Source organism: Agriterribacter sp. (genome assembly GCF_035444585.1).
In the GTDB taxonomy this organism is placed as follows: Bacteria; Bacteroidota; Bacteroidia; order Chitinophagales; family Chitinophagaceae; genus Agriterribacter.
In genome coordinates this window covers 1-11,363 of sequence record NZ_DAOMOZ010000160.1, presented here as the reverse complement: position 1 = coordinate 11,363, position 11,363 = coordinate 1, and the positions used below count along the sequence as shown (strand labels likewise).

At 44.0% G+C, this 11,363-nt stretch carries 12 protein-coding genes and 1 riboswitch; of the genes, 7 read left to right on the top strand and 5 right to left on the bottom strand.

The genetic code is table 11. The features are described from left to right. Positions 1-36: 36 nt before the first annotated feature. A riboswitch (cobalamin riboswitch) is annotated at positions 37-295 on the bottom strand. A 277-nt stretch (positions 296-572) separates the two neighbouring features. Further along, positions 573-1,136 (bottom strand): AAA family ATPase, encoded by a 564-nt coding sequence (locus PLH26_RS15690; RefSeq protein ID WP_324586975.1) that lies wholly within the window; start codon positions 1,134-1,136, stop codon positions 573-575. 166 nt (positions 1,137-1,302) lie between these two features. Here PLH26_RS15690 and PLH26_RS15685 point away from each other — a divergent pair, with 166 nt between their 5' ends. After that, on the top strand, positions 1,303-2,433 hold the full coding sequence (locus tag PLH26_RS15685; protein WP_324586974.1) for a saccharopine dehydrogenase family protein: 1,131 nt from the start codon (positions 1,303-1,305) through the stop codon (positions 2,431-2,433). A 59-nt stretch (positions 2,434-2,492) separates the two neighbouring features. On the opposite strand, the gene PLH26_RS15680 is transcribed toward PLH26_RS15685, so the two are convergent. Further along, complete coding sequence (locus PLH26_RS15680) at positions 2,493-3,089, bottom strand: NifU family protein (protein WP_324586973.1); 597 nt, start codon at positions 3,087-3,089, stop codon at positions 2,493-2,495. Between the two features lie 167 nt (positions 3,090-3,256). Between PLH26_RS15680 and PLH26_RS15675 the strand changes: the two genes are divergently transcribed. From PLH26_RS15675 to PLH26_RS15655, 6 genes are all read left to right on the top strand, one after another. Further along, positions 3,257-3,778, top strand: a complete 522-nt coding sequence (locus PLH26_RS15675) for a ferritin (RefSeq protein WP_324586972.1) — start codon at positions 3,257-3,259, stop codon at positions 3,776-3,778. Positions 3,779-3,966: 188 nt separating this feature from the next. Continuing rightward, positions 3,967-4,746: a CorA family divalent cation transporter gene (locus PLH26_RS15670; RefSeq protein WP_324586976.1), complete on the top strand. Its 780-nt coding sequence runs from the start codon at positions 3,967-3,969 to the stop codon at positions 4,744-4,746. Further along, positions 4,658-4,924, top strand: coding sequence for a hypothetical protein (locus tag PLH26_RS21820; protein WP_502876399.1), 267 nt, complete (start codon positions 4,658-4,660; stop codon positions 4,922-4,924). Before PLH26_RS15670 ends, PLH26_RS21820 begins: the two co-directional genes overlap by 89 nt. Beyond that, positions 4,881-5,069 (top strand): hypothetical protein, encoded by a 189-nt coding sequence (locus PLH26_RS15665; protein WP_324586971.1) that lies wholly within the window; start codon positions 4,881-4,883, stop codon positions 5,067-5,069. The genes PLH26_RS21820 and PLH26_RS15665 overlap by 44 nt, the downstream gene beginning before the upstream one ends. Positions 5,070-5,131: 62 nt before the next feature. Then, positions 5,132-5,950, top strand: a complete 819-nt coding sequence (locus PLH26_RS15660) for a hypothetical protein (RefSeq protein WP_324586970.1) — start codon at positions 5,132-5,134, stop codon at positions 5,948-5,950. A gap of 271 nt (positions 5,951-6,221) precedes the next feature. Next, the gene (locus tag PLH26_RS15655) at positions 6,222-6,659 is read left to right on the top strand and encodes a DUF4251 domain-containing protein (protein WP_324586969.1); all 438 of its coding nucleotides are present in this window, start codon (positions 6,222-6,224) and stop codon (positions 6,657-6,659) included. Positions 6,660-6,697: 38 nt separating this feature from the next. Here PLH26_RS15655 and PLH26_RS15650 read toward each other — a convergent pair whose 3' ends face one another. The 3 genes from PLH26_RS15650 to PLH26_RS15640 form a co-directional block, all read right to left on the bottom strand. Next, positions 6,698-9,241 (bottom strand): phosphocholine-specific phospholipase C, encoded by a 2,544-nt coding sequence (locus tag PLH26_RS15650; protein ID WP_324586968.1) that lies wholly within the window; start codon positions 9,239-9,241, stop codon positions 6,698-6,700. A gap of 216 nt (positions 9,242-9,457) precedes the next feature. Next, the gene (locus PLH26_RS15645; protein WP_324586967.1) at positions 9,458-10,372 is read right to left on the bottom strand and encodes a hypothetical protein; all 915 of its coding nucleotides are present in this window, start codon (positions 10,370-10,372) and stop codon (positions 9,458-9,460) included. A gap of 200 nt (positions 10,373-10,572) precedes the next feature. Then, on the bottom strand, positions 10,573-11,363 hold a 791-nt coding region (locus PLH26_RS15640), incomplete at its 5' end, for a PepSY-associated TM helix domain-containing protein (protein WP_324586966.1).

Sequence of the window (11,363 nt, the reverse complement as noted above, 5' to 3'; positions counted from 1 at the left end):
CATTTTCATCTCCGGCTTTTCACCCGAAAGCCCTTTGATTAAGAAATAGATCTGGCAGGTCTTCTGGCTCGGTTGCTGTTGAACACCTTCCCGCAGCGCCCGGAGGGGCCACAGTGGTATGAAGATCCAACAGGTGAGTGTCCGTTCGGATAGAGTGAATACTGCGTGAGAAATATACATTAACTATTCACTACTGACAACTCACTAACCTTACAGCTACGGGGATAGCGCCGGATTTACACCGGACTTCCCTTTTAATGGCGCCGCAGCGCCAACCAAATACGAGGCAAAGATGATCACGGAAAATGGAAATACCAAAAAAGAAATCTGAAGCGGATACAAAGCACCAAGAAACCAAATCCCAAAAAACAAATAAAACCTGTCCGCCGGGGTGGGTAAAATACAGATGCTCCGTTCATCAGCGGGACAGACTAATATAATTCGAAGCTGAAATTTCGAAATCCGAAACAAATTCAACGATAAATAAAAAACGACAAATTCAAAATTGAAAGCCTTCCCCTGCAACCTGTACGCTGCACCTTGAAATCTGCACCCTGCAACCCAAATCAATTTTAAATCTCAAATCTCAAATTATTCCCCACCGCCTCTTTCGCTTTTTCAAACCGTTCTTCATAATCACCGCTGATGTTGGCCCAGGGCGTATTTTGATTGATCATAATATCCTTATAAATATGATACAACCTTTCTCTTGTTTCAGGATCGGGGTATTCTCTCAGCTCATCCTTCACCCAGGGAAGATCGGTATTGCACAAGAGGTAAAGATCATATTTCCGGTTAACGATCTGTTCAATGATCCATTGATGGCATTTGTCAAAAACAAATTCACACCACACTTTCATCACATACATATTGGTATCTATAAAAAGAAGCGGAGGACCAACTGTATCCTTCGCCGCAGCCAGTACCGATGAAACTGCTTTGTCTTCCAGTTCAATCTGGCCTTTTGCGATCGTTAACAGGTTATCGTAGCTGTAATTTGTTCCATGCTTTAAAAGATACTCCCTTGCATATTCTCTGCACCATATGGTTTGATAATAGCCGGCCAACTGTTCGCACAATGTGCTTTTACCTGTTGATTCGGGGCCAATGATCACAATTTTTTTCAGTTGCTGCATAGTGAAAGTTAAATTGCCCTGCTTCTTTTGTTATCCATGACGGAAATTAAAAACAGAACGCGAAAGGACAAAGTTTGCAGCAGGTTATTATCCTATGCATCCGTTAAAGAAGGAAGCAGCGCGATGTAAAAGCGAAACAATATCTTTATATTCAAAACGATCATTCATGAAAATTGCTGTTCTGGGCGCCGGTATGGTTGGACGTGCCATTGCTGAAGATCTCGCCACCACTTTTGATGTTACTTCATTCGACAAAAGCCCTGAATCGCTTGCTGTGCTTGCGCAAAGGGCGCCTTCCGTAAAAACACGGCAATACAATCTTTCTGAGCACGGTGAATTCAACGTTTTGCTTGAACCTTTTGATATGGTGGTAACCGCCGTTCCCGGCTTTATGGGCTTCAACCTTTTGAAGCAGGTTATTGAAGCAGGAAAAAACGTGGTTGATATTTCTTTTTCGCCCGAAGACACGCTGCAGCTGGATGCGCTTGCAAAAGAAAAGAACATTACCGCTATAGTAGACTGCGGTGTGGCGCCCGGCATGAGCAACCTGGTGCTGGGCCGCTATAACGAAGAAATGACAGTGAATAATTTTGAATGTTATGTTGGAGGATTGCCCAGGATCAGGAAAAAACCATTTGAATACAAAGCGCCGTTTTCGCCGGTTGACGTAATTGAAGAATATACACGCCCGGCAAGGTTGATGGAAAATGGCCATATTGTTACCAAATCCGCATTAACGGAAATTGAACTGATGGATCTTGAAGGCGTGGGCACCCTGGAGGCCTTTAATACAGATGGGTTGCGATCCATTTTATACACCATGCCTCATATTCCGAACATGAAAGAAAAAACCCTCCGCTACCCCGGGCACTGTGAGCTTATTATTGCGTTGCAGCGAAGCGGCTTTTTTGGTACAGGCACTATCCCCTATAAAAGCTTTGATATTTCACCGCTTGAGTTTTCCTCCGCAATTTTATTCAATGAATGGAAGCTACAGCCCGGCGAAGAAGAGCTTACTGTTATGAAAATACTGGTGGAAGGAGAGAAGCAGGGAGTAAAACAGGCTATTGAATACAGCCTGCTGGATCACTATGATTTAAAAAGCCAAACTACTTCCATGGCGCGTTCTACCGGCTATACCTGCACCGCTGCAGTGCATCTTATTGCTCAAAAGCTCTTTAAGAAACCCGGTGTTTTCCCGCCCGAAAAAGTAGGCAGGCACCAGTCTTGTTTCGATTTTATGATCCGGTACCTGAAAGAACGGAATGTAACTTGGGAAAAAAAGCAACTGCTGTAAAACAAAAAAAGAGACATGCGCTGGCACATCTCTTTATATTTCTTATCAAACCAATTACCTTATTCAGCTTCTGCCACCACTTCCTTCACCTCGGGCACCATTCTTTTCATCATGCCTTCTATACCTGCTTTTAGCGTGATCATGGAAGAAGGACAACCGGAGCAGGAGCCCTGCAGCATAAGATTCACTACACCATCATCATAACTCCTGAACTGTATAGCGCCGCCATCCATTTCAACGGCAGGCTTTACATAATTATCAAGGATCTCTTTAATTCTTTTTACAACATCATCGTCATCGGCGGCTACGCTGTTGGATGCTTCCGGTTTTAATACCGCTACTTCTTCTTCATTGATGATGGCTTTGCCTTCTTCGAGGTATTCTTTTAAAAAGCTGCGTATGGAAGGGATCACATCCTGCCATTCGGTTTCAACCGTTTTTGTGAGCGTTACAAAATTACTGGCGATAAATACCGATTTTATGAATGGAAAGCCAAAAAGCTCCTGCGCCAGGGCAGAAGGCTTTGCCGTTTCAATATCCGGGAAATCAATGCTTTTACCGGGATACAGCAGTTTATTGGCAACAAACTTCATGGTTTCGGGGTTCGGTGTCATTTCCGTATAAATGCTTATAACCGGGTTACCTGTCCTGATCATACTCGCTGATTTAGGATGCAAAGATAAAAAGATTTATGCTTTCTTAGCCCGTTTTCTACTGCCCGTTACCGATTAGGCAATCATTTAACGATTCCGTACATTCGGGAAAAGAATAATGGTTCCTTAGTTCTAAATCCTTCTCTTTTATAACCAATAAACTGAATATCATGATCTCTCCAAAAATTCAAAAATCGTTGAACCAGCAGGTCCAGTTAGAGGCTGAATCTTCTCAAATATACTTAGCGATGGCAAGTTGGGCAGAAGTAGAAGGGTATAACGGCATTTCCGATTTCCTGTTCAAACACTCAGATGAGGAACGGATTCACATGCTGAAACTGCTAAAATTCATTAATGAAAGGGGAGGACACGGAATTGTTCCGGCACTTCCACAACCCGCTCAAAAATACAAGGGCATCCGGACGCTGTTTGAACAGGTACTGAATCATGAAATTCATGTAAGCACTGAGATCAATAAACTGGTAGACATCTGCCTGGAAGAAAAGGACTACACCACGCACAATTTCCTGCAATGGTATGTAAGCGAGCAGATAGAAGAAGAAGCGCTTGCCCGGAGAGTGATTGACAAGCTCAAGCTCATCGGCGACGACAAGGGCGGTTTATATTTGCTTGACCGGGATATTGTTACTATTGAAGGCACGCTTAAAACAGAAAAGGGGGGCAGGGGCTAAAATTACCCTATGTCATTTTTTTAAGGTCGGGCTTCCGGTATGCTGCCCATTAAACAAAACCTGATAGCAAAAAACCAATATTTATGTTATTTGCCGTGGGCTTCCCTGTTCGATACCCAGCGCACAAGAGAATTATTTCAGCATAATCCTACCATACTTCCGTTCGGGAAGAAGCAAATGAAGTAAAAATATACGTATATGATTACGATGCCCGGCATTTTAAAGAATATAGTCCGGCGCATATATCTGATTGCTTTTCGTCCCGCGATAATGAGCATATTACATGGATCAATATTGACGGGCTGCGAAAGCAGGATGTAGAAGCGATTTGCAACCGGTTTGGTGTACACGCCCTGCTGATAGAAGACATTCTCAGTGTAGGACAGCGCCCCAAGATGGACGATGTGGAAGGGATTTTATTCTGCCTGCTCAATATGCTGTATTTCAATGAAGCCACCCGAACGGTAGAAACCGAGCAGATCAGCATCGCCGTGGGAAAGGATTTTGTTATTTCTTTCCAGGAAGACGGATCAAGGGATGTGTTTGACCCAATGCGGAACAAGTATGAATTATGGATGATGGAGGCAGGGAAAGAAAACAGCGCAAAAAAGCTGGCCAGCTATGGTGCTGGCTTCAGGTATGCGCTAAGTTGGAGCCCCGACAGGAAAAAACTCTGCTATATTGACAAGGCAGGAAAAATAAAGATTTATGACCTGGGCGCCAACCAAACCCATGAAGCAGGCCAGGCATTACGCTACACACACGGAGACCTGGAATCCTTTTCCTGTAGCTGGAGTGCCGACAGCAGGTGGCTGGCTTACCAGAGAGATCTTGCCAACTGGCATTCGGCCATCTTTATTTACGATACAAAAAACAAAAATGCACAACAGGTCACCAGCGGGTATTACAACTGCAGCGCCCCGGCATTTGACCCGGAGGGAAAATACCTGTTCCTCCTTACTGCCTAAAAATTCATGCCTTATTACGGCGATATTGACAATTCCTTTATTGATGGTATATGTTGACCCGGTTCAGGAATGGAAACAGCTGTTTACAGATGCATGGCGTTTGGAGCGGGATTATTTTTATGACCCTCACATGCATGGAGTTGACTGGAACCTGGTTCCGGGAGGGGCATGGTGTTGATCCCGATATTGAAGTGCCGGAAGATCTAACGGCAATGGCTAAAGGTGTTGACCCGCAGTTGGAAAGAGCTATTACAGAAATTAAAAACCTGGTTAAAACAAAAGGATATACAGCGCCTGAAATGCCGGCGTACGAAAAACGGTAAACATTGCTATCCAGTATAAAAATATTATATTTATTATTATTATAAACCGTAAAACAATTACAATGAGAAAAAATTTATTTCTGCTAACAATAGCCTTAGCATTACTTAGCTTAGCATCCTGCAAGAAAGTATGGGATTACGTAAAAGATCACCCCAATGGATACGCCGATAATTGCAAGGTGGATAAAATTTATTTTACCGAGTATTTCCTTGACCCTATCAGTACATCGGATTATATACCTTTCAAGGACACGGCCAATTTCACTTACAATGCTAAGGGTCAGCTAATTTCCATTGATTATGCTTCTGATGCACATCACCTTAATATAGACCCTAATCCAATCATCGGGTTTGCTTTTGCATATGACAGTCAGGGAAGATTATTGGGATTCTTTGAAAGAGGAAAAATTTCTTACAATGGTTATTATGTTGGAGCGTTCGCTCATAAATATACGTATGTAAACAATAACCTGATCATTGATTCAACTTTTAAAAATTACATCACCGCTTCGCAATCTGGCGATAACTTAGAAATATCGTATGGAGATATTAATGGTGTAGATTCAATATTTTTAGATAGCTGGGGCAGAATAGTTAGGCATGGAAGTACAACATACAACTACGATGCATCGGGTAACCGTATAATACCCGGAGTAAGGTATACCAGCAAAAAAAGCATGCTTCAAACCGACAAAACATTGATGTTCATTACTCGTGACTATAGCATCAACACACCTGCTGGCATTGCTACCCAGTTCAATTCAAATCAGTTACCTGTAAAATTCAATCCCGGCGAGCCTGCATTATTTGTAACTACCATTTATTCTAATCAACATAGTTTCGAAAAGCAGATTGCCAAAGTAGCATACCAATGTAAATAACAGGGCTGCAGAACCCTTTCTTTTACATAGAGATCTTAATAAAATAAGGCCGCCTTTAAAACTTTTGAAGGCGGCTTTTCATTGAGTTTTTGGATAAAGTTTTCTAACAGTAATATATAATGTAAAAACAAATTTTCATTATATTAAAGTCCTGAACTCCTTTATTTATTTATGCTACACCCTGTATTTCGTAACTTTAGTTTGGGAATACTTTTAAAGCTGTGTGTATGCAACAACAATGTACTTCACTGCTGCTTCGCTGCTTATTTTCATGCAAACCGCTTGCTCGCCCGCTAAACAGGTTACCGCTTCCAGCGAAGAAATTGTGCAGGCGATTACCAACGATAACTGGGTATTCGTTGCCGACAGGGCGCTTCCGCAACGCGGGCGTTCAAGAAACTTAACCGGGCAGTACGAAGTGCGTTGCAGCAGGGATACCTTAATCGCTCACTTACCATATTTTGGCAGGGCGTACTCCGGCCCGATTACGGAAACGCGTAGTCCGCTGGATTTTAAAACCACAGATCTTACCATCAGCAAAGAGCAAAACGATAAAGGACGGTGGAAGATCACGATCAGCCCAAAAGATTACAGGGAAGTGCAGTCTTTCGATTTTATACTTTTCAGCAATGGCTCAGCGCAATTAAATGTACAGCTTACCAGCAGATCCCCCATCAGCTTCAATGGTTCTGTAAAACCCGGAAAGTAAACCCGGCTATGGTATAACACGAAATCAATAAAAGCAGGTCATACTGTCGCCCTTCCCATAAAAGGATCGGTGAACCCTTCTTTACCCGTTTCCACCCTTCCGGCATAGCGCTTTTCAAAATCATCATAACCGGCTGCTTTTATGCTAAAGTCGTACCACCCATGACTATCCTTAAGATTAAGCACAATGCTTTCGCTTCCCCCTTTTGAAAGTTGCCTCTTTATGCTTTTTTTTTCGTAGGCATTGTCTTTGATCTCAATATGCAAGGCGTTTGACGGATCGGTATTGGTGAGAATAAGCATAATATTGCCGGTTGGCTTCTTATCCCGTGTTCCCGTATCATACCGGCAGTCGGCGTCCAGCAACGGGTCTGCCGCCGTTCCCGCAAATTCACGATAGAAGCCATTAGGTCCATACAAACGAAGGTGATATTGTTTATTATCAAATGCAGCACATGGCCAGCTATAGGTCAGGCTATCGCCGGCTGAAACGGCAAAAGACCAGTTGCGCGCATTTTCTGCAACGCCTTTCTCATCTGTAAATTTACCCGGCGCATATACCGTAAAAGGAGTGCCGGCCGATCGTTGTCCGAAAACAGCATTGCCTGCTTCCATTTTAAGTTCAACTGCAGTTTTATCAGCGTTCATTTTACTGTTTGCATACAGCTCATATGGCAGTGCCGGGGATGGGCGAATGCCTTTTTCCTGGCCCGGCAAAACACCGGAAGAAACAGTATCCAGCATTACTTCCTCAATATCCTTAGCCGATAGTTGTTGATATCCCGAAGGTTCTTCTTTGAACTTAGCGTTATAAATGTCTTCTACAAACCGGTCGCGTTCAAGAAAAGGGATCTTTTCTATCCGCCTGCCATTAAACGGACTGAATGCCGAGGTGAGATCGCCGCATATGGTCCGGCGCCATTGGCTTATATTATCAAGCCTTATGTTTTTATTGAATTTTTTATTTACAAACCCTTCCAGGAATTGCAGCGTGGAAGTATGATCGAAAAGCTGCGAACATACTTTACCGCCGCGGCTCCAGGGCGAAGCAATAACCATAGGAACCCGAAAGCCAAGCCCTATAGGCGCTTCACGCGACTGTTTGGGTGCTACGCCCAGCTTACGTTCACTTTCCATACGAACGTGCTCTATCTCCGTATCAATGCCTGCAGAGCATTTGCCGGTTTGCGGTTTATTGTTATCGGGAACAGAGAACGGCGGGATATGATCAAAATAACCATCGTTTTCATCGTAGGTCAGAATAAAAATGGTTTTCTTCCACACTTCCGGGTTCTTTGTAAGGATGTCGAGGATCTCGGATACATACCATGCGCCATACCAGGGCGCGCTTGGATGATCGGAAAAATTTTGCGGGCTGGCCAGCCACGATACTGTTGGCAGTTTCCCCTCATTCACATCCTTCCTGAACTGGTACAGCACATCTCCCCCGGGCACAGTAACTTCACGTTCTGCATTGCCTTCCGTATATTTTAAAGTGGTTATTTCATGATAAGCGGGATCTCCGCTGTTCACCACAAACGCATTCCGGTACAATTGCTTTTCTTTTTCGGATAACTTTTCAAAGCTTTCTCTATTCCATTTTTTCAGCTCATTCCTGGCATTATCCAGTACTTCCTGTTTTTTAGCAAGATCGGTTTGAATTTTTTTGGCAGCTTCATCTGTTGACGGGCTTGCTTCCTGCAACTTGTTTATCTCACCTGGCAACTCATCAGCCAGCTTTTGCAGGTTTCGTATGTAACGCGGCGAAAACTTAACATTAAAAGCGGCAAAAAACTCTAAAAGGTTACAGCCAAAATTTGCCAGCCAGGATCGTTCCTCTCCTTTAAACCCGCCGCCACAGCTTATTTCGTTCTGATAAAATTTCCAGGCGATATCGTTTTCGCTGAGCAGTTCAGGAAATGCCTTCCAGGGCATCTTTGCGTAGCTGAAATTTTCATTGCGCATATTGGCCTGTACTACACCATCCTGCTCATGGCTTACCTTTCCCGTCCAGAAAAAAGAACGGTTGGGTGTAGTGCTTGTCATGGCCGAAGAAAAATTCTGATCACAAACTGTAAATGCATCAGCCATCCCGTAGTTAAACGGCAGATCAGCTCTGTTGTAATATCCCAGGGTCAATGGCATATCGGAATATCTTTTGTTCCCCGAACGCTTCGCAGTTAACCATTTATCGTATTTACCCGAATTGTGCGCATCAACCTGGCTTGGGCGTGAATGCGGCAGATCGCCCATCCACGTTACTTTAGAATCTTTTATGTTCAGGCGGAAAGGTGCATATGTTTCGCCCGCAGCATTGGTTTGCAGCCAAACCGGCTTTTTGTCGGGCAATGCAATAGCCCGTGGATCATTAAATCCCCTCACCCCCTGCAAGCTGCCAAAACAGTGATCAAAGGACCTGTTTTCCTGCATCAGGATAACTACATGTTCTGCATCAAGATAAGTGCTTCCCGCCGGGGGATCAATGGCAAAAGCCTTTTGTACAGATGCGGGAAGGAGCGTGGAAAAACCGGCAGCGCCGGATAACAAAACTGATTTCCTGATAAATTCTCTGCGTGAATCCATTGTAGCTTTTTTGGCGGTAAACAATTGTTGAGCTATAGTTGATTTTTATTGTAGACTGAAAAAGCAGGCTCTTTTAGTTATGGCAATGAAGTTAAGATTTTTGTTTAAAGTTTATATATGCTATTCGTATTTGCCACAAAGACACAAAGATTCACAAAATATTCCCGTGCAACTTAGTGCCTTAGTGGCTTAGTGGCATTAAAGGTCTCAATCACTTTATCTTCTTTCCCGGCCTATTACCAGGCTCAGTTTACATTGTACAGTAAAATAAGAATCGTTCCTGCTGCTGTTGCCCCGTATGGCGCCAGGTGTTACTACAACTGAGGGATCCAGTTCTCTTTGCCTGTTGTGTAACTGCAGCGCATAGGACGCCTGGCCGGGAGAGAGGTATTTCTGAAATAAGGAAGGATCAATATACCTTGTGCTTACATCATCCAGATAATCTGTCCGGGTAATGCGATGCAATAGCTCAACGCGAAGATTCAGTAAGGCAGAGCATTCGAATTGTATACCAACTCCAACAGGAAAATTCAATTGGGTAAGTTTATATACTTCCCTTTCAGAATATTCCGCAAAGCCCTGCCCTTCGGTGTGCAGTTCGTTCAGCGCTATCCATTCGCCGTTAAGACAGGTCCAGGGGTCAAAGTGAAACAAACCAATACCGCCAACCAAATAGGGTGAAAATGTACTCGCTTTGCTATTTGCCTGAAAAATCACCAACGGGTGCAATTCGGCAAGCAGCAGCAATTCTGTGATACGGCTTTTAAAACAGAGATTACGACGGTAGCGGCTGCGTGCTTCGGAACGGTCATTTTTTAAAATGCTGTCGTACGCCATAACATTACCCATGTTAAATTCCAGCCGGGCACACAGGGCATACCTGTAGCTAAAATTCACAAAAATGCCGCCGCTCATTTTGGTGTTTTGCCAGTTGAGATCTTTGAGAAATTTTTTGCCATTACCGGATCTGCCGCCAATATCGGTGAGACAATTGATAGCGCCTGCAGACAGGCCTACTTCAAAAAGAAAATCATTTTCGTAATAGCGGTTATTGTAAAAATAATCCTGTGCAAAGGAGAGTTTGCCCAATAAGCAGCACAGGAACAACAGGTAAACTGTGTGCACTTTCATGGTTAGCATTTTAGGTGTTAACTGTAAATACCGAAATGGCGGGGACGGATGATTAAGATAGTAAAATATTAAATATAGCCCAAAAGACTTTCAGAAATTATTCAGGAATGGCAGCATAAATAAAGACATACGAGAATAACGCCTGCAAAACCCGGCAACTCCCATCTGATATCCTATCACCGATAGAGGGCAAAGTATAACTAAGCATTCCTTAATGCGTCCGCAATGAATGTGGCGCCTTTTGCAGTCCGAACAGGCAATGGCTTTCTCCTTCTTTTTTTCTTCAGCTTATTGAGCCAGATGAGCGTACCCGTTACAGGCAGGGTAGTGGCCACCAGGCAGGCGATAAAATAAAGCAGCTTGGTAAACCCGCCATACACATTGCCCACATGCAGCGCTTTTATAGAACCCGCTATCCTTTCATTAAAAGGCTTGTCGCGGAAAATATCCAGTTTAACAGCAGCAGCGGTATATTGATCCAGCGTAAGTCTGTCGCCGGCGGCGGGGGCAAAAAAGCCTACCCTCGTTTTGCTGATGGATACCGGGGCTTTTGCATCTGCAGGCAGGCTCACCGTATAATTTCCTTTATAGGGCAATAGTTTGTTTGCCGCCGTTACATACGCCGTAATGCTTAAAGGTTCCTGCTCGTTTTCAACAGGCAATTTGCCCGTGTCGGTAGATGCTTCTGAAGACCGGGCCTTTTCACCGCCTTTCTTTGCTTCGTTGCCCCGATCAGCAAGGGATCTGTTTTTACTTTCTCCTTTACCCTCCGGACGGCCTTCCCCGTTTTGTGATCTTCCGCCGGGCTCGCCTGGCCTCCCTTCCGCTCGCTGCGGTTTAGGTTGGTATGTTCCCAGTGTTTTTTGCAGTCCATCCCTGTACCACTGAAACGACCATTGGGGTCCGGTAAGCCCCATCACCAGTAAAAAAATAAGGGAATAAAAGGCGAGTGTATTGTGCAGGTCGTGGTTAATGCGTTTCCAGTTGCCGG